Source organism: Spongiibacter taiwanensis (assembly GCF_023702635.1).
Classification (GTDB): domain Bacteria; phylum Pseudomonadota; class Gammaproteobacteria; order Pseudomonadales; family Spongiibacteraceae; genus Spongiibacter; species Spongiibacter taiwanensis.
On sequence record NZ_CP098455.1, the window covers coordinates 3,650,350 to 3,675,090 of the forward strand.

20 protein-coding genes are annotated in these 24,741 nt (G+C 58.4%); 8 read left to right on the forward strand and 12 right to left on the reverse strand.

Features of this window, described 5'->3' with window-relative positions; genetic code table 11:
• Window positions 1-51 precede the first annotated feature (51 nt).
• Window positions 52-927, forward strand: coding sequence for a DUF2971 domain-containing protein (locus NCG89_RS16570; RefSeq protein ID WP_251087672.1), 876 nt, complete (start codon window positions 52-54; stop codon window positions 925-927).
• Between the two features lie 66 nt (window positions 928-993).
• Here the strand turns inward: NCG89_RS16570 and NCG89_RS16575 are convergent, their stop codons facing one another.
• The 3 genes from NCG89_RS16575 to NCG89_RS16585 all read right to left on the reverse strand — a co-directional run bounded on the left by NCG89_RS16575 (window position 994) and on the right by NCG89_RS16585 (window position 2,974).
• Window positions 994-1,785, reverse strand: a complete 792-nt coding sequence (locus NCG89_RS16575; RefSeq protein WP_251087673.1) for a pseudouridine synthase — start codon at window positions 1,783-1,785, stop codon at window positions 994-996.
• Complete coding sequence (locus NCG89_RS16580) at window positions 1,782-2,363, reverse strand: YtfJ family protein (protein WP_251087674.1); 582 nt, start codon at window positions 2,361-2,363, stop codon at window positions 1,782-1,784. The genes NCG89_RS16575 and NCG89_RS16580 overlap by 4 nt, the downstream gene beginning before the upstream one ends.
• A gap of 203 nt (window positions 2,364-2,566) precedes the next feature.
• Window positions 2,567-2,974, reverse strand: a complete 408-nt coding sequence (locus NCG89_RS16585) for a secondary thiamine-phosphate synthase enzyme YjbQ (protein WP_251087675.1) — start codon at window positions 2,972-2,974, stop codon at window positions 2,567-2,569.
• A gap of 314 nt (window positions 2,975-3,288) precedes the next feature.
• Between NCG89_RS16585 and NCG89_RS16590 the strand changes: the two genes are divergently transcribed.
• Window positions 3,289-3,600, forward strand: coding sequence for an EF-hand domain-containing protein (locus NCG89_RS16590; protein WP_251087676.1), 312 nt, complete (start codon window positions 3,289-3,291; stop codon window positions 3,598-3,600).
• Window positions 3,584-4,309: a porin family protein gene (locus tag NCG89_RS16595; protein ID WP_251087677.1), complete on the forward strand. Its 726-nt coding sequence runs from the start codon at window positions 3,584-3,586 to the stop codon at window positions 4,307-4,309. Before NCG89_RS16590 ends, NCG89_RS16595 begins: the two co-directional genes overlap by 17 nt.
• Before the next feature lie 206 nt (window positions 4,310-4,515).
• Here NCG89_RS16595 and NCG89_RS16600 read toward each other — a convergent pair whose 3' ends face one another.
• Together NCG89_RS16600 and bioA are read right to left on the reverse strand one after the other, a co-directional pair.
• Window positions 4,516-5,346 (reverse strand): ion transporter, encoded by an 831-nt coding sequence (locus tag NCG89_RS16600; protein WP_251087678.1) that lies wholly within the window; start codon window positions 5,344-5,346, stop codon window positions 4,516-4,518.
• Window positions 5,343-6,650: an adenosylmethionine--8-amino-7-oxononanoate transaminase gene (bioA, locus tag NCG89_RS16605; protein ID WP_251087679.1), complete on the reverse strand. Its 1,308-nt coding sequence runs from the start codon at window positions 6,648-6,650 to the stop codon at window positions 5,343-5,345. The genes NCG89_RS16600 and bioA overlap by 4 nt, the downstream gene beginning before the upstream one ends.
• Window positions 6,651-6,785: 135 nt before the next feature.
• Between bioA and NCG89_RS16610 the strand changes: the two genes are divergently transcribed.
• Window positions 6,786-8,150: a class II fumarate hydratase gene (locus tag NCG89_RS16610; protein WP_251087680.1), complete on the forward strand. Its 1,365-nt coding sequence runs from the start codon at window positions 6,786-6,788 to the stop codon at window positions 8,148-8,150.
• Here the strand turns inward: NCG89_RS16610 and NCG89_RS16615 are convergent.
• Complete coding sequence (locus NCG89_RS16615) at window positions 8,147-8,815, reverse strand: arylesterase (protein WP_251087681.1); 669 nt, start codon at window positions 8,813-8,815, stop codon at window positions 8,147-8,149. The two genes, NCG89_RS16610 and NCG89_RS16615, sit on opposite strands and share 4 nt — an antisense overlap.
• Here NCG89_RS16615 and NCG89_RS16620 point away from each other — a divergent pair, their 5' ends adjacent.
• Both NCG89_RS16620 and NCG89_RS16625 read left to right on the forward strand, forming a co-directional pair.
• Window positions 8,816-9,484, forward strand: coding sequence for an ABC transporter ATP-binding protein (locus NCG89_RS16620; RefSeq protein WP_251087682.1), 669 nt, complete (start codon window positions 8,816-8,818; stop codon window positions 9,482-9,484).
• Entirely contained in the window at window positions 9,484-11,979 is a 2,496-nt protein-coding gene (locus NCG89_RS16625; RefSeq protein WP_251087683.1) for an ABC transporter permease, read from the forward strand. Before NCG89_RS16620 ends, NCG89_RS16625 begins: the two co-directional genes overlap by 1 nt.
• A gap of 34 nt (window positions 11,980-12,013) precedes the next feature.
• Here NCG89_RS16625 and NCG89_RS16630 read toward each other — a convergent pair whose 3' ends face one another.
• Window positions 12,014-12,679 carry a TetR/AcrR family transcriptional regulator gene (locus NCG89_RS16630; RefSeq protein WP_251087684.1) on the reverse strand — a complete coding sequence of 222 codons (666 nt, stop codon included), beginning with the start codon at window positions 12,677-12,679 and terminating at the stop codon, window positions 12,014-12,016.
• A 287-nt stretch (window positions 12,680-12,966) separates the two neighbouring features.
• On the opposite strand from NCG89_RS16630, the gene NCG89_RS16635 reads away from it, so the two are divergent.
• Window positions 12,967-13,755 (forward strand): SDR family oxidoreductase, encoded by a 789-nt coding sequence (locus NCG89_RS16635; protein WP_251087685.1) that lies wholly within the window; start codon window positions 12,967-12,969, stop codon window positions 13,753-13,755.
• A gap of 14 nt (window positions 13,756-13,769) precedes the next feature.
• Here the strand turns inward: NCG89_RS16635 and NCG89_RS16640 are convergent, their stop codons facing one another.
• Both NCG89_RS16640 and NCG89_RS16645 read right to left on the reverse strand, forming a co-directional pair.
• Complete coding sequence (locus NCG89_RS16640; RefSeq protein WP_251087686.1) at window positions 13,770-17,345, reverse strand: translocation/assembly module TamB domain-containing protein; 3,576 nt, start codon at window positions 17,343-17,345, stop codon at window positions 13,770-13,772.
• Window positions 17,342-19,123 (reverse strand): autotransporter assembly complex protein TamA, encoded by a 1,782-nt coding sequence (locus NCG89_RS16645; RefSeq protein WP_251087687.1) that lies wholly within the window; start codon window positions 19,121-19,123, stop codon window positions 17,342-17,344. Before NCG89_RS16645 ends, NCG89_RS16640 begins: the two co-directional genes overlap by 4 nt.
• A 371-nt stretch (window positions 19,124-19,494) precedes the next feature.
• Between NCG89_RS16645 and NCG89_RS16650 the strand changes: the two genes are divergently transcribed.
• Window positions 19,495-20,841 carry an MFS transporter gene (locus NCG89_RS16650; RefSeq protein WP_251087688.1) on the forward strand — a complete coding sequence of 449 codons (1,347 nt, stop codon included), beginning with the start codon at window positions 19,495-19,497 and terminating at the stop codon, window positions 20,839-20,841.
• Between the two features lie 13 nt (window positions 20,842-20,854).
• Here NCG89_RS16650 and NCG89_RS16655 read toward each other — a convergent pair whose 3' ends face one another.
• The 3 genes from NCG89_RS16655 to NCG89_RS16665 form a co-directional block, all read right to left on the reverse strand.
• Window positions 20,855-22,573 carry a potassium/proton antiporter gene (locus tag NCG89_RS16655; protein WP_251087689.1) on the reverse strand — a complete coding sequence of 573 codons (1,719 nt, stop codon included), beginning with the start codon at window positions 22,571-22,573 and terminating at the stop codon, window positions 20,855-20,857.
• A 144-nt stretch (window positions 22,574-22,717) separates the two neighbouring features.
• Window positions 22,718-23,377: an NAD(P)H-binding protein gene (locus NCG89_RS16660; RefSeq protein ID WP_251087690.1), complete on the reverse strand. Its 660-nt coding sequence runs from the start codon at window positions 23,375-23,377 to the stop codon at window positions 22,718-22,720.
• An 88-nt stretch (window positions 23,378-23,465) separates the two neighbouring features.
• Window positions 23,466-24,446, reverse strand: coding sequence for a malate dehydrogenase (locus tag NCG89_RS16665; protein WP_251087691.1), 981 nt, complete (start codon window positions 24,444-24,446; stop codon window positions 23,466-23,468).
• Window positions 24,447-24,741 lie beyond the last annotated feature (295 nt).

Sequence of the window (24,741 nt, forward strand, 5' to 3'; positions counted from 1 at the left end):
GAGGTCATAAACTTACGATAAAACCTGGGCGGCCATTTGCCGGAGACCAGCATGATTAACAGCATTACCGAGTCCTTATACGCCGATCAGCCCGAGGGGACCCTCTATCACTACACGTCGTTTGGCGGCGTACTCGGCATTGTTGGCAGTCAGGTCCTATGGGCCAGTGATATTCGCTACATGAATGATTCTGCGGAGTTGCGCCACACTGCTGACCTGGTGAAAACCGAGGTCACCGCGCGAATTGCCGCAGGTCATGATCACCCTCAGTTGTTAAATGCCTTTCTCGATTGGGTTGCCCATCGCATCACCAATGGCCATATCCTGTTTGGTGCCTCATTCCGTTCCCACGGCAATCTGCTCAGCCAGTGGCGAGGCTACAGTGCCGTGGGCAAAGGGGCCAGTCTGGGCTTTGACGCCGACTATGTGTCGACCTGTGCCAATGAACAGGCTTTTCGTCTGGGGCGATGTGTTTACGACAGTGAAGAGCAGAGCGAGCTCATCGGTCAGATTGTCGACGCTGTTGAGGGCTTGGCCGGTCGCGCCGGGCTATTAGAGGGGCCGGTGCCTGGCGATGCCTACCCGCCGCTATTTCAGCAGCTGGAAACGGATTTGTTGCGCATTGCTGCCATTCTTAAACATCCCTCCTTTGAAGAAGAGCAGGAGTGGCGACTGGTCTCGCCGGTCGTCTCCGACTTTAAGGCTGCCCCGGTGTACTTTCGCGAAGGGCGCAGCATGCTGGTTCCTTACATGAAATTCTCGCTGATGTGTCGGGATTACCAGCAAATGCAGATGGAGCACGTTTATCTGGGGCCAACGCCAAATATCAGTCTGTCGATGAACTCCATGAAAATGTGCCTGGCCAAGCACGGTATTCGCCCGGCCAGGGGGATCGATTATTGTCAGATTCCCTACCGGCAACGTTAGCGCACCTCTGATTATTTTGGCGATAGTTCAGGCTCAGATGCTTTAGCCTTGACTGTGCTCTTGCCGCTAACGCGCGAGGCTGTCGTTCCAGTCAAATCGCGCCAGCAGCGCGGAGTAGAGCACATCCAAGGGGGCACGGATGGTCAGCGGGGTATCGGTCTCTGGGTGGCTGATGGTGAGGCTTTCGGCGTGGAGTAACAGGCGCGGGCAGTCCAATTGACTGGCAAAATAGCGATTGTGTCGCCCGCGGCCGTGTTTGGCATCGCCAATGATGGGGTGGGAAATATGTTTCATATGTCGGCGCAGCTGATGGCGTCGGCCCGTGAGCGGCCGCAGCCGAACCAACGAGTAGCGTGAGCTGGGGTAGGTTTCGATCATCACGGGTAGTTCGGTTTGTGCCAGGCACTCATAGTCGGTTATCGCTGTTTGGGCAGCCACTGGCTGGCTGCCCGGCGGACGATCTTCCTCCTGTAAGGCATGGTCTATCCTGCCGCTGCGTGGGCAGTAACCGCGGACCACCGCCAAATAGGTCTTGCGCACAGCACTCTCATTCGCACTCTGATTGGCCTGAAATTGCAGGCTGACTTGCTGGGCGACGGTTTTGGACAGGGCAAATAGCAGGACGCCGGAGGTGGGTTTGTCGAGCCGGTGTAGCGGGTAAACCCGCTGACCTAATTGGTCCCGTAGCAGCTGCAGCGCAAATCGGGTCTCGTGCCGGTCGATCGGGCTTCGGTGTACTAGCAGGCCCGCAGGTTTGTTAATGGCCACCAGGTCACGGTCGTGGTAGAGAATGTCGAGTGTATCTGGCGATGCCGTTTCTTGCGCCGACCCAGTGCCTTCAGTATTGGCCTCCGTCATTCTGCGGCAGAAGACCCAGTACTGCGCTCGATTTCGGTGTTGAGCGCCGACATGATGGCCGTCACCTCCTGCTCGCTAATGCCCCCTTCCTGGAAGTAGCTAATGTTGCCCTCAGCACTGACCAGAATGACTGCCACGCCTTCCCCAGAGAGTTGCCAATCCTGACGCACCGCACCGGTCTTATCTGCAATTAAGCTGGCCTCGGGGTGTTCGCGTTTATTTTCGCCCAGTTTTGACAGCACCAACCCCCGCGTGCCCCACAGCGCGTCGTTGAGATTGACCACACTGACCGATTGGAAACTTCCCTCGGCAAAATCGGCCGCTTCCAGCGCCGCTTTCAGGGGGGCGATGATTTGCTCGGACGACAGCCGGGCTGCCATGTGGAAGATCAACGCCGGACTGCCAGCAGTGATTTGCTCGCTGTTCCAGGGCCGGTACACCACCGCATTGTCCTGCAGAATAAGCTCGCCGGGCTCGGGGACCTGGGTGACTGGCAGGGTGTCGCCAATGTTGAAGGCATAGCTCGGAGAGGCAATCAGCAGTAGGAAGAGGACGGTCGGCAGAAATCGAAAGGCCATCGCAATGTACATCGGCAGTGGAGGTGGTGAGATGGTATCACGTTGGTACCGGTGGGCAGTGGCTCAGCGGCCAGGCTAAGCACCGGATTTGGGTCAATACCATTAGCGGGCTGGCCGGTTCTTGAATCTGGCTGGAGCCAAACAAGGAGCGCGGGCAACAGGTCTGGGGTTCTCGTTTGGCAGCCTGGGCGTTGCGCCTCCGCCTATTCCTGCCAGTGCAGGATGATGCGTCGCTTTCCGGCGCTGCGGCGATGTTCCCATAGATAAATACCCTGCCAAGTGCCCAATGCCAACTCGCGGTCGACGATGGGAATGGACAGTGAACTCGCTGTTAAGGCGGCCTTGATATGGGCCGGCATGTCGTCGGGGCCCTCTAAGGTATGGGTGTAGAGTGGGTCATTTTCGGGGACCAAACGATTGAGCCAGCGCTCCAGATCCCGCTGGGCGGAGGGGTCATAGTTCTCTTGAATCAACAGGCTGGCAGAAGTGTGCTGGATAAACAGGGTGCAGAGCCCCTGGCGGGGTAATTGTGCGCCCAGCACCTGGTGAATCTGCGTGGTGATACTGTGCAGACCCTGGCCGGGGACGTTGATATCGAGTGTGGCAATCATGGCGCTAGTCTCTTGGCGGAGGGCAATATTTCATCGGTGTTGCCAATGGTGCGTTAATACCAGCCTAAGAATGCGCATTTTAGACCAATAATCCTGGGTGGCGCGCCGCATTCATTGACGGCCACCACAACGAATATCGCCTCAAATAGGGCAAAGCTTATTCTCTCCGTGATCGCTATCCAAGCCTTGAGGTGCTCGCTTCGGGGGTTGCTCGCTGGCAGTGGCAGCACGGCATGGGTTTTTAGCCGCTGGAAACTCCTGGAGGATTCCAAAGTCGTAGCTGCCATCACAGAGACTTTTCGGAGAAGCTGCCAATGCCTGCCTTATTGCGTGTGCTGTGTTTGTCGTTATTTCCCTTGATCAGTATCGCTTCGCCCTTCAATAGCGAGCCCGCAGAGGTGGATAGAGAGCAGCAGCTCGAGCGGGCCAAAGATGCAAAGAATGCGGTTTTTACTGCGCTTGATAGTGATGGCAACGATCAGCTGACCCGAGAGGAGGCTTCCCTTGAGTTGTCTCTGAGCCGGGATTTCGATGATTTCGACCACAATGGCGATGGTGTTGTGGATCGTCAGGAGTATCTGAGAGAGCGTCACGCCGCTGAGTCGAATATTGAAGAAGTGCAATAATACCAATTCAGGAACTAACAACCCGAAAGTCCGCTCCGAAGAAATGAACGACGCAGAATCAATTATTTTTCTGCAGAAACTCGGCGCCGAACCGGTATCTCGGTTCGGCGGGAATCATTCAGGGAGAAACAGACTTATGCGTTCCACAATGAAAAAAATGTTGATTGTATGTGCCGCATCAAGTGGTGCTGTGTTTGCAACTTCTTCGGCCATGGCCGCGCCGGAAGCACCTAACCTGTACGTCGGTGCCAATTACGGTGTTTACAAGGATCGTGGCGGCGATTTTGACGAAGATGACGATTTCAAAGAGTTTCTCGTAGGCCTGCAATTCAACTCCTTCCTCGCCGTTGAGGGGAGCTACCTCGATTTTGGTTCATTTGGCGGTGATGTAGGCAAAGCCGATATTGACGGCTATGACCTGGCGATTGTTGGGCGCCTGCCGGTTACCGATAGCTTTAGTCTGTTTGCGAAGGCCGGTCAGTTGTTCTGGGACGCCGATGTTCGCGTGGCGGGCTTAAAGGATAGTTATGATGGTGACGAACCTTTCTTTGGTGTTGGTGCTGATTTCTATGTGACCAATAACCTGGCGGTGGTCCTTGAGTACGATCGCTACAAAATCGATTTGGAAGACTCCAATTTGCCCGGCCCGGGGTCAAACTTTGAGGGCGATATGGATACCTTCAAGGTAGGTGCGCGACTCGCGTTTTAAGTCGCTAACCCAAGGGGTAGTGAGTTAGCTGCCCCGCCTTTTATGCCTGGGTTACATCGATGATACCTGCGATGTAACCGCGCCCCTTGCCAACCAATGTGTTCTCCCCCATCCACATTGGTTGGCTTTTTTAGTTCCCAATCTACAAGAGCGAGTTTGGCTCTGCGCCTGTTTATTAACCGCCCAGAGTTTGTCAGGCCGTGTTGTCAGTAGGGCGGGTGGCTGCCCGGTAGCTTGGCACCGCAGTGTTTGCAATACACTGCGTCCTTCTCGTGACCATACTTGTTGCAACTCTGGCATTGGCGCCGGCTGATCTGGCGCTGGCTCTCCCGAATAAATTCCGCACTCAGAATGCCAGTGGGAATGGCAATGATCGCGTAGCTGGTGACCATGGCCAGTGCTGCGACGGCCTGTCCCAGCGGGGTGCCGGGGGCAATGTCGCCGTAGCCTACCGTGGTGACCGTGACAATGGCCCAGTAAATACTGCGGGGCAGGCTGGAGAAACCGTTTTGTGGCCCTTCGATCAGGTACATCAGCGAGCCGAACACCACCACAAGGGTTACCACAGCCACCAAAAAAACAGAGATCTTATGGCGCGATGCTTCCAGCGAGCGGAGCAATACCTGGGCTTCACTCATATAGTGAAACAGTTTGAATATGCGGAATATGCGCAGCACCCGGAAAATTCGAATGACCAACAAATGCTGGGCGCCGGGCACAAAAAAGGCCAAATAGGTAGGCAGCACTGCTATCAGGTCAACAATGCCATAGAAACTGAAAATATAGGCTCGGCGATTGGGTGAACAGTAAATCCGTGCGACATATTCAGCGGTAAAAAGCACCGTAAAGGCAACTTCGGCGGCAAATAGCCAATGGCCATACTGATCGTTGATGCTGGCGACCGAGTCGAGCAGCAGGGCGAGGACACTGGCGAGGATGACAATAATCAGAACAACGTCAAAGTTGCGACCGGCGCCGGTTTCGGTGCCAAATATCACCCGGTGCATCCGCGCCTTGACGGTTTCCTGTTCCGTCATCTGGCGGATTCCTGTTCGACTACGGCCACCATTTGGCGGCACAAATACGCTAAATCTTCGTCACTGATAATGTAGGGCGGCATGGTGTAAATGAGTTTGCCGAAGGGCCGAATCCATATGCCGGCATCGACAAAGCGCTTTTGGATACTGGCCATACTGACGGGATGTTCCATTTCGATGACCCCGATTCCGCCAAGGCAGCGCACTTCTTTCACACCCGGTAGCTCTCGGGCTGAAGCAAGACCGGCCTGCAAACCACGCTGAAGCCGGGCAATGTTGCGCCGCCAGTCGTCACTCAACAATAGATCGATACTGGCATTGGCCACGCTGCATGCCAGCGGGTTTCCCATAAAGGTGGGGCCATGCATGAAAACACCCGCTTCCCCCTCGCAGATGCCTACGGCAATTTCCTCGGTGCACAGGGTGGCGGCGAGGCTGAGGTAGCCGCCGGTCAGGGCTTTGCCCACGCACATGATGTCCGGGCTGATGCCGGCATGATCACAGGCGAACAGCTCGCCGGTACGGCCGAACCCTGTCGCAATCTCGTCGTGAATCAACAACACGCCAAACTCATCACACAGGCCCCGTAACAGGCGAAGATAGTGGGGGGAATAGAAGCGCATTCCGCCCGCGCCCTGCACAATCGGCTCCACGATCACGGCGGCTAATTCATCGTGATGCTGTTCCAGCAGCGTCTTTATCGGCGCCATATCCGCATCGGTTGCCGTCTCGTTGAAGGCGACATTAGGCGAGGGCGCAAACAGGTGTTGCGGCAGCACTTCGCTGAACAGATGATGCATGCCGGTAACCGGGTCGCAAACGGCCATGGTGGCAAAAGTGTCGCCGTGGTAGCCGCTGCGCAAGGCCAGCAATCTGGATTTGGCTTTTTTGCCCTTGGAAATCCAGTATTGCAGGGCCATTTTGATCGCCACTTCTACCGCCACGGAGCCTGAGTCAGAAATAAATACCCGGCGCAGTGGTGCGGGGGTGATGTCGACCAGGCGCTTGCCAAGACTGGCAGCCGGTTGGTGGGTCAGCCCGCCAAACATCACATGGGACATGTTGGCGAGTTGATCGGTGGCGGCTTTGTTGAGCACGGGGTGATTGTAGCCGTGAATGGCCGACCACCAGGAAGACATGCCGTCGACCAGCGTGCGACCATCGGCTAACTGCAGGCGCACACCCTGGGCGGATACCACCGGAAAAATATCCGGGCGTTGCAGTGCCGAGGAGTAGGGGTGCCAGATGTGTTGTTCGTCCCATTGTTGCCATTGTGCCGCGCTGGCGTTTTGATAGTCCGACATTGCTCCCTCCTGTGAAGCGGCAAGTTTATCAGTTGTCGACCCGGGAGGGGGAACAAGCGCGGTCGCCAGCAGTCAGGCTAAAGAGCCTGAGTGTTCCGGGACGAGAATGAGCCGAATCTGGGATAGGAGAAAACCATGGGGTTTCGAGTAGAGCAGGACAGCATGGGCGACGTTCAGGTGCCGGAATCGGCCCTCTATGGCGCCCAAACCCAACGGGCCGTCGACAATTTTCCCATCAGCGACCTTACGCTGCCGCATACGTTTATCCACGCGGTGGTGCGCATCAAGCGCTGTGCCGCCATGGTGAATGCCGAGGCCGGATTGCTGGATGCCGACATCTACCAGGGAATCAGTTTGGCAGCGGAACAATTGCTAGCCGGGGAGCACGCAGATCAGTTTCCAGTTGATGTATTTCAAACGGGTTCTGGCACCAGCACGAATATGAATGTGAACGAGGTGCTGGCAAGCCTGGCCTCGCGGCATTGCGGTCGCCCGGTGAGCCCCAATGATCACGTCAATATGAGTCAGAGCAGTAACGATGTGATCCCCACGGCGATTCACCTGAGCAGCACGATTGCGCTGACCGACGCGCTCCTGCCGGCGCTGGAGCATTTAGAGGCAGTCATCCAGCGCCGGGCTGACGAGTTTTCGTCGGTGATCAAGACCGGGCGCACCCATTTGATGGATGCCATGCCCTTGAGCCTGGGACAGGAGCTGGGGGCGTGGCGCAGCCAGCTGGCCAAAAATCGGGTGCGGCTACAGAGCTTGCTGCCCCAGTTGTGCCAGCTCTCCCAGGGTGGCACGGCAGTCGGCAGTGGTGTTAACGCGCCCCCGCTGTTTGCCGAGAAGTTCTGCACCGCCATCAGCGCTGATACCGGCATTAACTTTGTCAGTAACGGTTCGCTGTTCGAGGGCATTGCCAGCCAGGATACCGCGGTGGCACTGTCGGGTCAGTTGCGTACCCTGGCGGTGACGCTGATGAAAATCAGCAATGATCTTCGCTGGATGAACAGCGGCCCGCTGGCGGGCCTCGGTGAAATTCAGCTGCCGGCGCTGCAGCCCGGCAGTAGCATCATGCCGGGTAAAGTGAATCCCGTCATTCCCGAAGCGGTGGCAATGGTCGCCGCCCAAGTGATGGGAAATGACGCGGCCATTGCGGTCGCGGGGCAGTCGGGCAATTTTCAGCTCAATGTGATGTTGCCCCTCATTGCTCATAATCTGCTGCAAAGTATCGGGCTGCTTGCCAGCGGCATGACCGTGCTGGCAGACAAGGCAATGGCGGATTTTCAGGTGAATCAGTCGCGCCTTGATGAGGCCTTGGCCCGCAACCCGATTCTGGTTACTGCCCTGAACCCCAAAATTGGCTACCTGAAGGCAGCGGATATTGCCAAACGAGCTTACCAGGAGGGGCGCCCAGTGTTGGATGTGGCGGAAGAGATGACCGAATACTCCCGGGCGGAACTGGCCGAGATACTCGACCCAGCAAAGCTGGCGCGTTAGGGGTGATTGTCGCTGAGCAACGTTAGCACTGCGGGGGTGACCAGATCGCGAATCACCGGCTGAGCCTCGGCGGTCGGGTGAATGCCGTCGGATTGCATCAGAGCCGGATTGGTTGCTACTCCCTCGAGCAAGAACGGCACCAGGGGCAGCTCGTGCGTCTTGGCGAGCTGGACGTAAATCTGGTGGAATTGCTCGGTATAGCGGCGACCATAGTTGGGCGGGATATGCATCCCCACCAGCAGGACCTGGGCGCCTTCTGCCTGCCCGAGCTTGATCATCTTCTCCAGGTTCTGACGTATGCTGGCTATTGGGTAGCCGCGCAGGCCATCATTACCGCCAAGCTCAATGATCAGCAGATCAACCTCATTCTCTGCTAGCAGGGCCGGCAAACGTGCCAGACCGCCAGCGGTGGTTTCGCCACTGACACTGGCGTTTTTCAAGACCGCCGCCTCAGGGAATTGTTTGGCCATAAGTTCTGGCCAGCTGGCTTCCTGGGGAATGCGATAAGCTGCGCTCAGGCTGTCGCCGAGTAGTAAGACGGTGTCGGCCCGGGCCCAGCCGGTACAGAGCATCAACAGGAGCAGCGCCCCTCGCAGGGCTTTACTGATCGGGGTGTGCCGGGAAATGCGGCGCCCCGGCAGCAACCAAAGGAAAATAGTGTTCATATGATCGCGGTGGAAAATCTCGTCAAGACGGTGGTATCCGGGCAGCAGCCCCTGGAAATATTGAAAGGCTTGAATACGGAAATCAAGGCGGGACAGAGCATTGCCATTATTGGCCCCTCAGGTGCGGGTAAATCCACCTTGCTCGGCTTGTTGGCGGGTCTGGATACACCAACCGCCGGCCGGGTGATGATCGACGGTCACTCCCTCAGCGACATGAATGAGGATGAGCGCGCTGATTTGCGCTCGCGCTATGTGGGCTTTGTGTTTCAGTCCTTTCAATTATTGCCAGGGCTGACGGCGCTGGAAAACGTCATGCTACCCCTGGAACTCAAGGGTCAGACCAATGCGACCGAGGTGGCAACGCGGTATTTGGCAGAAGTGGGCTTGAGCGAGCGCCAGGCACACTATCCTCGACATTTATCCGGGGGTGAGCAGCAGCGGGTGGCCCTGGCCCGGGCATTCGCGGTGCAGCCGCAAATACTGTTTGCCGACGAGCCCACCGGCAACCTCGATGCCGCCACCGGCGAGCATATTGTCGAGTTGATGTTTCGCATGAACCAGCAGTCGAGCACTACGCTGGTGTTGGTGACCCACGAATTGGCGCTGGCTCGGCGTTGTGACCGGGTACTTGAATTGCGCAACGGTCAGCTAACCGAGGGCCCGGCCTGATGTTGCTGCTTGCCCTGCGCAATGTGCGGCGCGGTTGGCGCGGCGGTGAGCTAGCTCTGCTGGCCCTGTCGCTGGTATTGGCCGTGGCCATTGTCAGTGGCATTGCCGGCTTTTCCCAGCGATTGCAGAGCGCGATGGGCGAACAAAGCCAGCATTTTCTGGCGGCCCAGCGGGTACTGAAATCGCCGCGTCCGGTGCCCGATCAATGGCTGAACACAGCAGCGGAGTTGGGTCTGGACCAGGCCCAACTGGTGTCGTTCCGGTCGATGGTGATGGCCGGCGACAGCATGCAGCTTGCCGCCATCAAGGCAGCCAGTGCCGCTTACCCCTTGTTAGGGGAATTAGAGACCAGCGATCAAATATTTTCAGCAGGCCAAACCGCATCCGAAGGCCCAAAGCCCGGTGAAATCTGGCTCGACTCCCGCCTGTTTGCCCTGCTCGATATTCAGCCTGGCGACCTGGTGGTTGTGGGTGAGGTGAGCCTGGTGGCCTCCAAGGTGCTAGTGAGCCAGCCTGATCAGGGCGCGGTGAACAGCTTGTTTGCGCCGGGTGCGCTGATGAATCTGGCCGACTTGGCAGCCAGTGATGTGGTGCAACCCGGCAGCCGAGTGTCGTATCGCTATCTGTTCAATGGTGACACCGCTGACCTGGACGCCTTTCGCGACGCATTGGAAGGTCAGTTGCAAGCGGGACACAAATGGCTGGATCTTGCCGACGGCCAACCGGCTTTGGCAACGACTCTGGCGCGGGCAGAGACCTACCTCTTGCTCGCCGCCAGCTTGGGTGTTGCGTTGGCCGGGGTGGCCGTGGCCCTGGCAGCCAGACGCTATGGTGAGCGCCATTTGGATCAGGTGGCAGTGATGAAGGTGATGGGCGCCAGCCGGCGCTACATTTTAAAGCTATTTACCCTGGAGCTGGTGTTGATCGCGGTCACCGCGACCCTCATTGGCGGCGCGCTGGGGGTGGCCGTTCAGCACAGCCTGGTTGGTGCGCTGGCCAGCCTGCTACCGTCCAGCCTGCCCGATACCGATGGGCGGCCGTTACTCGTGGGTGGTCTGACCGCGCTGCTTTGCGTCGCGATATTTGCGTTACCGCCCATCTGGCGACTGAGCCGGGTATCGCCAATGCGGATGTTACGGCGGGACCCGGAGTCCGGTGGCAGGCACAATTTGCTGGCCGGGGCAGTGGGCCTTGCCGGGGTTGCCGGCATGATGTGGTGGTATAGCGGCGACCCTTTGCTGGCGGGCGCCCTGTTGGGCGGCTCCCTGACCCTGATATTGCTGGCGGCCGTGACCGTGCTGCAGTTGTTAGCACTGGCAAAAAGGCTTGCTCGCCAAGGCACTAATAGCCGCTTGCGACTGGTACTGGCGGCGGTGTATCGGCGCCGTCATGCCAATGCCTTTCAGGTGGCTTGCTTTGCCCTGGCGCTGATGGCCCTCGCGACCCTGGCGTTGCTGCGCGAATCCCTGGTGGATGACTGGCAGGTACAATTACAAGAGGGCGCACCCAATCATTTTCTGATCAATATTCAGCAAGCAGAGCTAGCGCCCCTGCGCCGTTTTTTTGATCGCCATAAGGTAACTTACGCCGGGTTGTATCCCATGGTGCGGGGAAGGCTCAGCCATATCGATGGCCAAAGCCTGGCCGAGATTCCCGGCATTGATGCCGGGGAGGGCAATATCGACCGGGAAATGAATCTCAGCTGGGCTGACCAACTCCCAGGCGACAACGTTTTGGTGGCGGGACGCTGGTGGGCCACGGGCGATAGCGAAGCAGAGGTGTTGCCGGTGTCGGTAGAGCAGGACCTGGCTGAGCAGCTGCAATTGGCGCTCGGCAGTGGGTTGACCTTTGATCTTGGCGGGCAACAATTACACGCCAAAGTAACGAGTATTCGCCAGCTGGACTGGGCGAGCATGCGGCCCAATTTCTATTTTATCTTCCCCCCGGATAGCCTCAGCCACTACGCGGGTAGCTACATCACCAGTTTCTACCTGGAGGGTGAGCGCAAAGGCCTGCTATCGGATTTATTGCGCGCCTTTCCCACTTTTACCCTGATTGAAATTGATGCGGTGCTGGCGCAAATGAAGGTGATGGTGGCACAACTGTCTGCGGCGGTGGCGGTGATTCTGGTGATGGTGCTGCTTTGCGCCCTGCTGGTGACCATTGCCAATGTGCAGGCCAGCCTTGATAGCCGCCTGCGCGAAAATGCCTTGCTGAGAACCTTGGGCGCCAGCAGCGCGCTGATTCGCAGCAGTCTGTTAGCCGAGTTTTTGGTGATGGGCGTGCTGGCGGGTTTGCTGGCAGGGTTGGGTGCCAACCTGATTTTGTTTGCCGTACAAAAGTGGGGGCTGGACATGGCGCCTCAGTGGCATGGCAGCGGGTTGCTGTTGGCACCACTGGTTGGCGGGCTCACCTTTGCGTTGATCGGCTGGCTGGGCTGTCGCCAGGTGATTAGTCGCTCGCCCTTGCCGGTGCTGCGCCAGGCTCAGGCCTGACCCCGGCGAAAAAATTAACGAGCTGCAGGGCTGGTTAGTTCTCGATAGGCATCGGGGTTGCGACTTTCGGCAGGGTTGCAATGTGCTCGGGGTCGACGCACAGCCCGGCAATCATCATCCGCAATGATTTCTCAGCTTGCAGGTCCAGGTCGCGGTGGTAGCCATAGGAGTCGGCGTGGTCGAGCATCAGGGTCGCCACGCCGTGCACGGCTGCCCACACGGTGTGAGCGATAGAGGCCACATCGTCCAACTCGCGCAGCTCGCCGCTCTTGAAGCCGCGCTCTACACCGGCACGGACTTTGTAAATGGCTTCGCGACCGGCGGCGAACAAGTCTGGGTATTCGTTACGCGGGGTCAGCACCGGGCCAAACATCAAGTGGAACATGGCGGTGTGGGTTTTGGCGAAGTGCACGTAGGCGAGGCCGAACATCAACAGGCTTTTGTCGGCCCGGGGTTCGCGCTCAGAGGGTTCACACAGCGCAAAGAAGCGGCGAAAGCCCTCGATTGCCAGGGCGGCCAGCAAGGCATTTTTGTCTTTGAAGTGTCGGTAGGGGGCCGTTTGAGACACCCCGATCTCCCGGGCCAATGCACGCAGACTCAGGTCGCCAATCCCCCCTTCAATCAGGTGCTGCTCCGCCAGCTCCATGAGTTCCTGGCGAAGGTTGCCGTGGTGATAGTTTGATGTCGGGTTCGTTGCCATAGTACTTTGCCTGGATTACGTGCTTTGTCTGAGGTCTGCGCTTGGCCGGTGAGACAGAGCGCGTCTCTTTGTTAGAGATACCGGCCGTTAGTGATACCGGCGGGATACGATTGCGTAATGTTGACAGCGATAATATTTGCTGTCACGCATTTTCTGTTTTCGGCGGGAAATGCTGCCCCGCCGCCCATCCAGCCGGGGATTCTACCGAAAACTTTGCCCCCCGTCTGGAGTAGGCGTGTCTTGAGGGGGAGTGCGATAATAGGCCATTTGACAGAAAAGGCAGGACGATGGATTTACAGGTCGCGGGTAAGGTGTTTTTTGTTTCGGCAGCCAGCAAGGGGTTGGGCTTGGCGATTGCGAGCGAGTTGGCCATGAATGGCGCCTCGGTGGTGATTGCCAGCCGGGACCAGGGCGCCATTGAAGCGGCGGCCCAAACCCTTGCCCAACAAAGTAACCAGCGAGTGCTCGGCCTGGTGATGGACGCCGCTGACAGCGCCAGTATCGATGCCGCGCTGGCTTCCGCCCTGGCGGCGTTTGGTCGCTTAGATGGCCTGCTGGTGAATGCAGGTGGTCCGCCACCCGGTGTCTTTGAGGATTTTGATGATGCCCAGTGGCAGGGCGCCTTCGAGCTGACATTGATGAGCGCAGTGCGGATGATCCGCGCCGCCCTGCCCGCATTGAAGCAAAACGGTGGGTCGGTGCTGGCGATCACCTCCAGCTATGTGAAAGAGCCGATCCCGGGGATGGTGTTGTCCAACGTGATGCGCGCCGGGGTCAGCAGCCTGATTAAAACCTTGTCGAAACAGTATGCCGCCGATGGGATTCGGGTGAACAATCTGGTGCCCGGTATGATCTACACCGATCGCATTAAGGCGCTGGATAGTATGAATGCCGAAAAACAGGGTATTGCGCTCGATGTGGCCAGGGCCCAGAACGAGAGCAATATACCGTTGGGTCGCTATGGAGAGCCGGCAGAGTTTGGCAAGGCTGGCGCTTTTCTACTGTCGCCCGCTGCCAGTTATATCAGCGGGGTCACGTTGACGGTGGATGGCGGCACCATGAAATCGCTGTTTTAACCGCCGGGGCAGCATTACTTGCCGTGCTCTACCTTGTATAGCAAGTCGATGCTTTGCTCCTTGCCCGACTCGGCCTTTAACCCCAGGTTGTCGGTCAAGCTGTATTCGAGCTGGACCGCGCCGGCCGGGGTGAACAGATTCTGGACATAGCTGATAAATAATTTGGGGCTGAGGTACTTGCCCACCACCAGCGAGCTTTCGGTATAGGTCTCGCCGCCCTGCAGGCTGACCACGTCCAGGCCGAAGGTTTCTTTGAGGGTGTTGCTGATCCCCGCGCTTTGGGAAATTCCCAGCGCTGTGGCCGCGTTCATTACCTGGTTGGCGTCGTCCTGATTCATTTGCGACGGCGCTTTGCCGGTGATCAGTATCGCCATGGTGTCGGTGGGCGACATCGCCGGGTCGGAGAACAGCTCGCTGCGAATATCCTGGGCGTAGCCGCCAATGCGGATACCGACGGTGGCATCTTTTGCCTCTCGCACCGCGGTGATGTTCAGGCCGGGGTTATCCAGTGGGCCCTGGAAGATCAAGACGCCGCTTTCCACCGCCAGCTTCTGGCCGTAGGCCTTATACAACCCTTCATACAGGTTCAGGCTACCGTAGCCCTGGGGCGAACCGTCTCCCTGTTGGCGGATGCGTAACTTGCCGCCCAGCTTGGTTGTTAGACCAAAGCCTTCGAGTTTGAATTGTTTGTTGATCGACAGCGCCACATCGATATTCAGAGGGCGGCCACTGGTGCTTGCTTCGGCGCTGCGAGACACAATTTTTTCGTCGGCGGAGACGGTTACGGCAGAACTGGGCAGCGACTGAAGGACATAGTGGCCGTCATCGATGCTCACCTTGCCGCCGATATCGATACTCTGGGCCGCCAGAGTGACCTCGACCGCCGGGGAGGTAATCAGGCGAAATTCCTCGGTATTTGCCAGCAGAAATTTATCACCCTTGATGGCAATGCGGCCCTCGGGGCCATTGCTTCCCAGCAGACTGCCGCTGCCATCCATTTCCAACTGGCTGTCTTTGGAATCTACCCTGGCATTGAGGCGCCACTGGGATTGGGCATCCATGGCCAGGGCGACGTCGCCGTTGCGCAGCTGCAAGCCGATGTCTGGCACATCCATTTTTAGCTGTGTGAGGTTAAGATCGCCCTGGGCGGACGGCTGTGTCAGCGTGCCGCCGAGTGCTACCTGGCTGGTCAGCTGTCCGTCGAGTTTTTCGAGCTGAGGAAGAATCGCTCCCAGCCACTGCAGGTTGCTGAACTGGCTGTCAACGCGCCCCTCGAGTTGGCCATTGGCGTCAAGTGAGCTGGCGCTGGCCCGGGCTTCAAAGCGGCCAAACTCGCCGAGGGTAAAGCGGCTTTTCATTTTGGCCTGCTTGCCGTTGCTGTCGGCCTGCAAGGTGAATTCTGCTGGAAACTCGATGGCCGGCTCCTCTTCTTCCGGCTTGTAACGCAGCACAAATTGATCAACGTTAGCGCTAAGCTGGGCCTTTGGCGCGGTGATTGGGCCGTCGGCGTGGGCGTTGAGATTAAACCGGCCGCTGATTCCGCTGCCGCTGGGCATGCCCTGCAGGAAGTTCTCAATGGCGATGTCGCGGGCGTCTAGGCGGGCGGTAATTTGCTCCTTCGCTAACTTCAGCTCTGAGCAAATCGATGCTTGCGCTTGAACCAAGCACAGGGATTTCAGCTGAGTCAGATCGGCACCCGCCTGCAGACTGGCAGGTTGGGAAAGGGACCAGTTGCCGGCGCTGGGCGAGTTCAGGGTAAGGCGGTCTATCAGTCCGCGCCAGCCGCTCTGCTTGGCCTGGTTCGCCATCAGGCCACCGGCCAGGCCCAGTTCTACTTTCTCCAGGCCGTTGGTCAGGGTGGCGTCGAGCCGGTGCTGTTGTTGGGTGCCCTTGGCACTCAGGGTTAATTGGGCATTGTTAAGAACGGCCGCGGTAATACCTTCGGCCTCGGCCGTGATCGTCAGCTCGCTGTGATTCAGCGCGGCCTTCACGTTAAGCGCATCGATCAGGTAGTCATTGAAGGTCAGCCGTTTACCCTCGGCGCTGCCTTCTATGGTCGGTGTTTCCAGGGTGCCGGCGGCCTTACCCTCTGAGCGAATCTGGCCGTGCAAGCCGGGGTAGACATCGGCCAGACGGGGTGCGTTGAGTTGCCACTGCAGGTTCAGTTTATCGGTTCGGCTGCCGCTCGCCGTCAATGCGTTATCCCCGAGCTTGACCTCAAGGGCCTCCAGCCGCTGGGCTTGGGGAGTGAGGTTGGCCCGCAGGGCGCCGTTAATGGCCTTGTCGTGAAGTTGTCCGCTGAGATTGGCCAGCTCGACATCGATGTCATAATCCATTTCCCGCTGCTCGGCGGGGCCCTGCCAATGACCCTGGCTGGCGATATCGGCACTGAATTTGGCGGGCCACTGTGCCGCCACGGTTGCCAGGTCAATGTCCTGCAGCCTGGCTTGGGCGTTCCAGCGCAGCGGGGCGGCACCGTCGAGCAGGCCATTGGCATCGACCTCGCCGCTGAGCTGGACCGAGCCAAGGTGGGTCGCCATTTGGCTCTCGACCAGCCTGGCCGCCAGTTTTGCGCCTTCCACGGTTACCGACAGCGTTAGCGGACTGGCCAAGGCCTTGCTGATCATATCGTCTGGCTGGCTGCCGTTGCTCCCCTCCTGGGCAACCCGGGTATTCAGCACCAGTTGGTAGCGATCAAAACCGCCTTGCACTTCCAGGCTGCCTTGGGTGACGAGGTCGTGCTCGGCTACTGTAATCGCCATTTCGGGCCATCGGTTGGTCAGCGCCAGGGTTACGTTATTCGCCGTCAGTGCCGTACTGTCAGGCTGATAGGCGAGCGTAACCTGACCCTCAGTGCGAAGGGGGTAGGGACTACTCAGCTGGTGACTGACGTTGAGCGTGTCCAGGTCGCCGGCGAGGGTGGCCTGGCCGGTGTAATTTTGTTGTTCAAGCTGGTATTGCCAATCGAGGTCCAGGCGGAGCTTGTAGGGCAGGGTGGCGGCCACTTGGCCCTGCAGGCGCAGCTGCAGCGCTTGTCGATGCAGGCGCAGCGATTTGATGCGCAGGCCCAGCGGGTTGATGCGGGCGTCGAGCTCGATACGTTCAATGCGCTGCGGGTCTGCACCCGGCTGGCGAATCACCAGGTTTTGCAGATCGAGGCCGTTGACCGCGAGCGGTAGCGGTGAGGCAATGCGGGGCCAGGGCGGTGCCGGCGAGGGTTCCGTGCTGGCCGGTGGCAGATCGATTTCGAGGTCGCGGACGGTTAGCCGATCAATGCTAAACCGCCCGCGTAGCAGTTCCCAAAATTGCCAGCGGCTGGTCAATTCAGCGATGCGAATTTGCAGTTCACCGAGGTCGATGTGCAAACCCTGAATGTTGAGGCCGTCGGTCACGCTACCACTGCCTTTGGTGTAGCTGAACTGGTCGAGGCGCTGGTCGGCCTGGGCCAGCAGAAACTGGCTGGCGCGCTCGCTGCTCAGCACGGTGATCAGGCCGGCGATCAGGGTCAATACCAGCAGCAGGGCGATGGCGATGCCTCGGCCTACCCAACGACGCCAGGGGTAGTTGTGCTTGATTGTGGGTGTATTCATAGGTCTGGCCCCATCGACAGGTGGATGCGGTAGCCGCCTTCTTTGAGGGGGAAGGCCAGATCGATACGAATGGGGCCGATGGGGCTAAACCAGCGAATGCCGATCCCGGCGCTGTGGTAGAAGGTAAAGTCGTTGGTGTCGAAGGCGTTGCCGGCGTCGTAGAAGGTTGCCAGGGCAAAATCGCGCCACACCTTGTGGTCGTATTCAATGCTGGTGGTGATGCGGTGTTGGCCACCGATCACTTCGCCATCCTCATCCTCGGGACCCAGGTCCTTGTAGCCGTAACCGCGAACGCTGTTGTCACCGCCGGCGAAAAACCGCAGCGACGCGGGCAGGTCGTCAAATTCATCCAGGGCGGTGGCACCCAATCCGGCCCGGCTGATCACCCGGCCGCCAAACAGCGGCAGGATGACTTTGCCGTCGATTTCCATCTGGAACATTGAGATATCAGAGATGACCTCTTTGAGCGTGCCGCGAACGGCAGTGGTCAGTCGCCACCCCTTGGTGGGATAGCGGGGATCGTTGCTGGTGCTGCGGGCCCAGGAAATTTCCGGAATCAGCAATACCGAACTGCGATCCTCATCGGCGATTTCGTAGTCTTCCCGCAAAAATCGCAGACTGGTGGTTTGCATCCAGCCGTGGCTCACCTCGTCAATAAGGGCTACTTTGGCCTGAAAACTGGTGCTGTCTACCGTGTCGGTGTCTTCGGTCGCCACCCCGGTGGACCACTGCAGTTTCTCGGTAAGGGGGTTTGCCCGGGGCTGGGAATATTGAAAGCCCAGATTTGACTGCACTGGCGAGAGTTGGCTGCTGATCTGGTAGGTGTCGCCTTTGTCATTGACCCGCCGGTTGCGCAGACCGTAGCTGATTCTGGGGCCGGTGTCGGTAGAGGCGCCGATACCGAGTGTGGTCTCGTAGCGGGTTTTCGCAGTGGTCTCTACATGGATGGGAACATCCCGATCTTCTTTGCGCGCCAATTGTTGATCGACCCCGACGCTGTCGAAATAACCGCTGCTGACCAGCTTGCTCTGAAACTCGATCAGCTTGCTGTTATTGAAATGATCGCCGGTGTTAAAGGGCAGGAAGCGGCGCAGCAGCGCCTCGCTCAGCGGCGATTCGACAAAATGAATGTCACCGAAGCGATAGCGGGGGCCGCTGTTGAAACGAATTCGAATGTCGGCCTCATTGCGGTCCCGGTCCACAACGAGTTCGTGGGTGTCGTATTTGGCCTCAAAATATCCGCGATTTCGCGCGCGTTGAGTCAGCGTGCGTTTTACGTCCTCGTACTGCCCATGATTGAGCTGGTCACCTTTTTTGATGGGCAGTGTCTTCAGGTACTGTTGAAATTCCGTGTCGGTGTCGGCTTCACCCACTACCTCTACCGCGACATGGGTGATGATGACCGGATCACCCGGTTCAATCTTGATATCGACTTGCCAACAGGCCTGGCGCTGGTTTGTCAGCTTTTTGCTGATGCCTTCTTCCAACCGGGTGCTGCTGCTGTGACTGACCTGCCATTGGCCGTGGTAGTACCCCAGGGCGCGCAGCGCAGCGGGAATTTCATCTTTGGCCCGGCGCAGTGCTCGCAGCAGGCGCCGCTCACTGGTGGAGCAGGGCAGGTCATCGGCGCTCAGGTGGGCGCGGATATTCTCTTTGATGCTACTGTCGCCGCCATCGATCTCGGCAGTGACCAGCAACTCGGCCCGACCAACCTGGCTGATGAATAGCCCGATCAGGCCAAAGGCGAAAGCGGCAAAATGGAGTGGCGTCCTGCTCATTGGTGCGCTGAAATCCTCACTTGGGTCGGCAGGCCGCCCGCTTGGGTTAATTGATTTCGATTGGGGGTTTGGCGTCTCATCGTGGAAGTAACGCGGCCGATTCGCACGCGCTCATTGCGCCAACAGGGTCCGATAGCGGTTCATGCGGGACCCGCTGTCACAGTAGTCGCAGGGCGTTTTCAGTTCAATGGTTAAGTTGCCAATGGCCGCTCCGGCAGTAGCATTGATTGGTTGGCTGGGTATCATAACAGCAGCTTAGAGAAACTTGGCGGGCTGGGGTTCGGTCATAGGGCGCATTATTCGCAGTTGTTTGTGATGGGTCTTACGTTTCGGATCGCCTTCATCGCGACAGGGACATCCACGGAGAATTAATGAAAAAGTTGTTCATTCCGATAGCGTCTTTGCTGATATCCAATGCGCTGTTTCTGACAGGTCATGGATTGATCCTGACGATCTTGCCCCTGCGTGCCCAGCTTGATGCCTTCACCGATACCCAGATCGCCCTCACCGGATCAAGCTATTTTGCGGGCTTTGTATTGGGCTGCCTGGTGACGCCTTACATCGTCAGGCGGGTAGGGCATATTCGCAGCTACGCGGTACTGGCCTCGATGATCTCGGCCCTGATTCTGTTATTCCATAGTTTTCCCATTTTCTCAGTGTGGTTGCTGCTGCGCTTTCTCCTCGGCACCTGCGTGTCGGGTTTACATATGACCATCGAAAGCTGGCTCAATGATCGGGCAACCCGGGAGACCCGCGGTACCATTTTGTCGGTATATACGATGATCAACCTGGGGATGATCACCCTCGGCCAGCAGTTGATTAACTTTGCCGATCCCAGCGGCGGTCAGCTATTTGCCATTGCTTCTATTTTGCTGTCGCTGGCGATTGTGCCGGTGTCTCTGACCATTACCCTGGCTCCAGCGCCGATGCAGGCAGTGAAATTGAATTTGCCTAAATTGTGGCGCCTGTCTCATGTGGGAATGGGCGGTGCCATGTGCTCGGGGCTGGTGACGGGCGCCTTCTGGGCACTGGGGCCGATTTACGCCCGGGGTGTGGGGCTAGATGCCGCCGGATTGAGTTTGTTTATGAGTGCAGTGGTGGTGGGGGGCGCCATTTTTCAGCTGCCGCTGGGCCGGTTGTCAGATCACTTTGACCGTCGGTTAGTCCTGTTTTTTAGCGCCTTGGCCGGTGCCGGGGTTTCGCTGCTGCTGGCCTTCTTCGGTGGTGGCATGTTGTCCCTGCCACTGGCCTTGCTGTGGGGCGGTTCAGTGATGACCCTCTACGCAATCTGCCTGGCCCATGCCTCAGACAGCGCCACACCCGACGATTTTGTGATGGTGGGAAGCGGTATTCTGTTTGTGCTGGGAATCTGTTCGGCCATTGGCGCGCCGCTGGCGTCGTTGATTATGAGCCTGGTCGGTCCCGGCGGATTGTTTGTCTACTCCGCCGTTTGCCTGTTGCTATTTGCCGTCGGTATTTCGCTGCGTCGCAAGACCCATGTCTTGCCGGTGGTGGATGCGACCGAACCCTTTATTCCCATTGCGGAAACCACACCCATTGCTTTTGAAATGGACCCGCGAACCCAGGAGCCACCCATAGATGGCGATGCCACTGTCAATGCGGCGGCAGCCGTTGAGCCCGGTGACAGTGCCGAAGCCAGCAACCATTCAGCAACTGACCAGGACGCTGACCCGAATGGCGAAAATAAACCGGGGTAGCGGGCTGACACCCTCAGCTGTTTGCTGACTTTACGCCGATCTTGCGCGGTGTTTCGCCAGCCATGTCTGCCACGGTCCAGATCATACCCCATTGCAGAATATGATCACCGACCACGGTTTTGCCGCCGACCTGGCGGCTGACAAACTCGCCGATTGTTTCGTCCGGATCGACTTCGCTCAACGGAATCGGGTAGAGGGCGGCGAGGTCACCGAGGCGGGCACTGCCGTCGAGCATAAAGCTGCCGAAGAAACTCATATCCAGTGAGCGGCGCGGTGCTTCACTGAACAATTTGCCAAGCCCGGGCAGGTCCTTTTCATGGCCAATCACACAGAGAATGTCGCCAGTCAGCAGTTTGGTGCTGCCGCTGGGGTGGAGCATTTCCTCCCCCCTGAACAGGGCGGCAATGCTGGTGTTCGCGGGCATGTGCAGGGCGCGAATTTCGCTGCCGATAAACCACTTCTCGGCTTTTAGTTCGTAGATGAACAGCTCCCACTGGCTGGTCTGGTGAACCTCCAGGCCAACCCGGGCAGAGGGCATTGGCACTGAGGGCACCAGTACCTCTGCCTTGCGTGCAGCAACGCCAAGACTGCTGCCCTGAATCAGCAGGGAAACCAAGACGATAAAAAAGGCCGTGTTAAAGAACAGCTGGGCGTGTTCAAGGCCCGCCATCATCGGAAATATCGCCAGAATAACCGGTACTGCGCCGCGCAGCCCTACCCAGCTGATAAAGGCGCGCTCCCGCCAATTGAAATTGGGGAAGGGTAACAGGCTCACCATGACGGCCAGGGGCCGGGAAACCAGGATCATCCACAGTGCCAGGAGCAGAGCAGGCAGGGCCACGGCGACGAGTTCACTGGGAGTGACCAGCAGCCCGAGCACCAGGAACATGCCGATCTGGCTTAGCCAGGCCAGGCCATCAAACATATGCAGTATGCCGTGGCGGTTGCGGGTGGGGCGGTTACCCAATACCAGGCCGCAAAGGTAGATCGCCAATATGCCGCTGCCGCCCAGACTGGTGGTGATAGCATAGATAATCAGCCCGCCGCTGACGGCCAGCAATGGATACAGGCCGGTTGCCAGGTTGACCCGATTGATCAAGCGCCACAGCAGCCAGCCGCCCAAAAAACCAAAGCCCAAACCGAGACCGAACTGGATCAGCAGCTGTATGAGCACGCCGGGGCCGACGTGGGATTGACCGGAGGCGATCAGGTCAATCAGAGCGATGGTGAGAAACATGGCCATGGGGTCGTTGCTGCCAGATTCAATTTCCAGTGTCGAGGCGACCCGTTCGTTCAGACCCTTGCCGCCGAGCAGAGAGAAAACTGCCGCTGCGTCGGTGGAGCCGACAATGGCGCCAATCAGCAAACCTTCCAGCCAGGGTAAATTGAACAGCCAGGCCGCCAGCGCGCCGGTCAGGCTGGCGGTGATGATCACCCCGACACTGGCCAGCGACAGGGCGGGCCACAGCGCCACCCGAAAGCTGCTGCTGCGGGTGCGCATGCCACCATCGAGCAAAATAATGGCCAGTGCCAGGTTGCTGACCAGGTAGGCCATTGGGTAATCGTCAAAGGCGATGCCGCCAACACCGTCGACCCCAGCCAGCATGCCCACACCCAGGAAAATCACCAGAATGGGGATGCCAAGGCGCGAGGACATGGCGCTGAGCAAAATGCTGGCAGCTACCAGCAACGCGCCGACGAGGAAGAGGGTGTTGATGGTGATGGCGTTCAAGAAGGCTTCCGTGAATAAGAAGTGATTAGCGTCATAAATAGCATTAAATCGGTCTCGCCGGCACCCTGTCAAAACGGTGGGCGTGTTTGTCGCTCGGGCCGGTTGAGTAGAGCTATTGTGTCAGTGTGCTTGCTGCTTAAGTGATCAGGTCATCTCTCTTGCCGCCGCAAAGATGTGATCCAGTGTGATTCGCTCAACCGGCGATGCCGGCGGATGCAGTGCCCGGTTGATCATGGCGGTGGCAATGATGTCGCCGCTAATTGGACGGTAGCGCTGTAGCCCGGGCAGGCGGCACAGCGTGGGTAATAGCCGTGCGCCGAGTTGTTCGGCGTGACGGGTGTCGGGGCGCTGGCCCAGAATCAAGGAGGGCGCGAACAGGCTGAGCCGGGGAAAGTTCAAAGATTGCAGCCGGTCTTCTAATTCGCCTTTCATCTTCAAATACGGACTCAGGCTGTCGGCTTTCGCGCCAGGCGAAGAGACTAGCAGGCAGTGATCGACACTGTTGTTGCGGGCCAGGGTTGCTGCCTGCAGCGGGTAGTCGAGGTCCACACGCCGCTGTGCGGGAATCGATCCTGCCAGCTTGCGGGTGGTGCCCAAACATAAAAACAGGGCGTCGCCGTCAAATACCTGGGCGACTGTTTCCATCGCGTCAAAGTCGATAACGGTGTTGTTCAATTTAGGGTGGGTGACATCCAAGGGGCGACGCGTGACCGCGGCCACACCGCTCACCGCAGGATGACCGAGCAATTGCGCGGTCAGGGCAGAGCCGACCACCCCGGTAGCACCGATAACACAGGCTCTCATTGCATGGACCTCCGCAGGTTTCATCTACTCGCCGAACAGAAAGAAAAAAGGCGGCCATTGGCCGCCTTTTTCGATCGCGCCTAACGAATTAGGGAAGCAGGTGCTTCACGCCGTCGCGCTCTTCGCTCAGTTCCTTGGCGGTGGCGTCCATTTTGCCACGGCTGAACTCGTTCACGGGCAGGCCCTGAACGATTTCCCACTCGCCATCTTTGCAACGGCAGGGGAAGGAGTAGATCAGGCCTTCTTCAATGCCGTAGCTACCGTCGCTGTATACACCCATGGAGACCCAATCGTCGCCGTCGGTGCCCAGCGCCCAGCTGCGCATGTGGTCAATGGCTGCGTTGGCCGCAGAGGCCGCAGAAGACGCACCGCGCGCCTTGATGATGGCCGCGCCACGCTGTTGTACGGTGGGGATAAAGTCGCCTTCCAGCCAGGCCTGGTCAACCAGGTCAGAGGCGGTCTGGCCGCTCACTTTGGCGTTGAACAGATCGGGGTACTGGGTCGCAGAGTGGTTGCCCCAGATGGTCATGTTGGTCACGTCGGTAACGGTTTTGCCAGTCTTCTGGGCAATTTGAGTCAGGGCGCGGTTGTGGTCCAGACGGGTCATTGCGGTGAAGTTACGCGCAGGGATGGAAGGCGCGTTGCGCTGAGTGATCAACGCGTTGGTGTTGGCGGGGTTACCGACTACCAGCACTTTGATGTTTTTGCTGGCGTTCTGGTCAATGGCTTTGCCTTGCACAGAGAAGATTGCCGCATTGGCTTCGAGCAGGTCCTTGCGCTCCATGCCGGGGCCACGGGGACGGGCGCCAACCAGCAGGGCGTAGTCGGTGTCTTTGAAGCCGACATTCGGGTCATCGGTGCACACAACACCTGCCAACAGCGGGAATGCGCAATCTTCCAGTTCCATCTTCACGCCTTGCAGGGCGTCCAGGGCGGGAGTGATATCCAGCAGTTGCAGAATAACGGGTTGGTCGTCGCCCAACATTGAACCAGAGGCGATGCGGAAAAGAAGAGCGTAGCCAATCTGGCCGGCTGCACCTGTAACAGTGACGCGAACGGGTTGTTTCATGGAGCGATCCCTTTTTGAAAGATGAAACGGGTCAAAGAATTTGTGAGCGGGTGCGGTCGGGCGTGGATTGCACGTCCCGACGGTGCACCCGTGCCGGGGTCTGGCCGTGCGACAGCACCTCGTGCCAGGTATTTTTGGCGCGCTAATGATAAGCATGTCGGCGCCGGATTGCCAGTCGCCTGATGGGAGACGCTGGACGGGAGACGCAGAACGCAGAACGCAGAACGCAGAACGCAGAACGCAGAACGCAGAACGCAGAACGCAGAACGCAGAACGCAGAACGCAGTTTAGTGTT

What these genes read in the sequence shown, in the direction of transcription:
- NCG89_RS16570 (WP_251087672.1), top strand. Translation starts at nt 52, where the DNA reads ATGATTAACAGCATTACCGAGTCCTTATACGCCGATCAGCCCGAGGGG.
- NCG89_RS16575 (WP_251087673.1), bottom strand. Translation starts at nt 1,785, where the DNA reads ATGACGGAGGCCAATACTGAAGGCACTGGGTCGGCGCAAGAAACGGCA.
- NCG89_RS16580 (WP_251087674.1), bottom strand. Translation starts at nt 2,363, where the DNA reads ATGGCCTTTCGATTTCTGCCGACCGTCCTCTTCCTACTGCTGATTGCC.
- NCG89_RS16585 (WP_251087675.1), bottom strand. Translation starts at nt 2,974, where the DNA reads ATGATTGCCACACTCGATATCAACGTCCCCGGCCAGGGTCTGCACAGT.
- NCG89_RS16590 (WP_251087676.1), top strand. Translation starts at nt 3,289, where the DNA reads ATGCCTGCCTTATTGCGTGTGCTGTGTTTGTCGTTATTTCCCTTGATC.
- NCG89_RS16600 (WP_251087678.1), bottom strand. Translation starts at nt 5,346, where the DNA reads ATGACGGAACAGGAAACCGTCAAGGCGCGGATGCACCGGGTGATATTT.
- bioA (WP_251087679.1), bottom strand. Translation starts at nt 6,650, where the DNA reads ATGTCGGACTATCAAAACGCCAGCGCGGCACAATGGCAACAATGGGAC.
- NCG89_RS16610 (WP_251087680.1), top strand. Translation starts at nt 6,786, where the DNA reads ATGGGGTTTCGAGTAGAGCAGGACAGCATGGGCGACGTTCAGGTGCCG.
- NCG89_RS16615 (WP_251087681.1), bottom strand. Translation starts at nt 8,815, where the DNA reads ATGAACACTATTTTCCTTTGGTTGCTGCCGGGGCGCCGCATTTCCCGG.
- NCG89_RS16620 (WP_251087682.1), top strand. Translation starts at nt 8,816, where the DNA reads ATGATCGCGGTGGAAAATCTCGTCAAGACGGTGGTATCCGGGCAGCAG.
- NCG89_RS16625 (WP_251087683.1), top strand. Translation starts at nt 9,484, where the DNA reads ATGTTGCTGCTTGCCCTGCGCAATGTGCGGCGCGGTTGGCGCGGCGGT.
- NCG89_RS16630 (WP_251087684.1), bottom strand. Translation starts at nt 12,679, where the DNA reads ATGGCAACGAACCCGACATCAAACTATCACCACGGCAACCTTCGCCAG.
- NCG89_RS16635 (WP_251087685.1), top strand. Translation starts at nt 12,967, where the DNA reads ATGGATTTACAGGTCGCGGGTAAGGTGTTTTTTGTTTCGGCAGCCAGC.
- NCG89_RS16640 (WP_251087686.1), bottom strand. Translation starts at nt 17,345, where the DNA reads ATGAATACACCCACAATCAAGCACAACTACCCCTGGCGTCGTTGGGTA.
- NCG89_RS16645 (WP_251087687.1), bottom strand. Translation starts at nt 19,123, where the DNA reads ATGAGCAGGACGCCACTCCATTTTGCCGCTTTCGCCTTTGGCCTGATC.
- NCG89_RS16650 (WP_251087688.1), top strand. Translation starts at nt 19,495, where the DNA reads ATGAAAAAGTTGTTCATTCCGATAGCGTCTTTGCTGATATCCAATGCG.
- NCG89_RS16660 (WP_251087690.1), bottom strand. Translation starts at nt 23,377, where the DNA reads ATGAGAGCCTGTGTTATCGGTGCTACCGGGGTGGTCGGCTCTGCCCTG.
- NCG89_RS16665 (WP_251087691.1), bottom strand. Translation starts at nt 24,446, where the DNA reads ATGAAACAACCCGTTCGCGTCACTGTTACAGGTGCAGCCGGCCAGATT.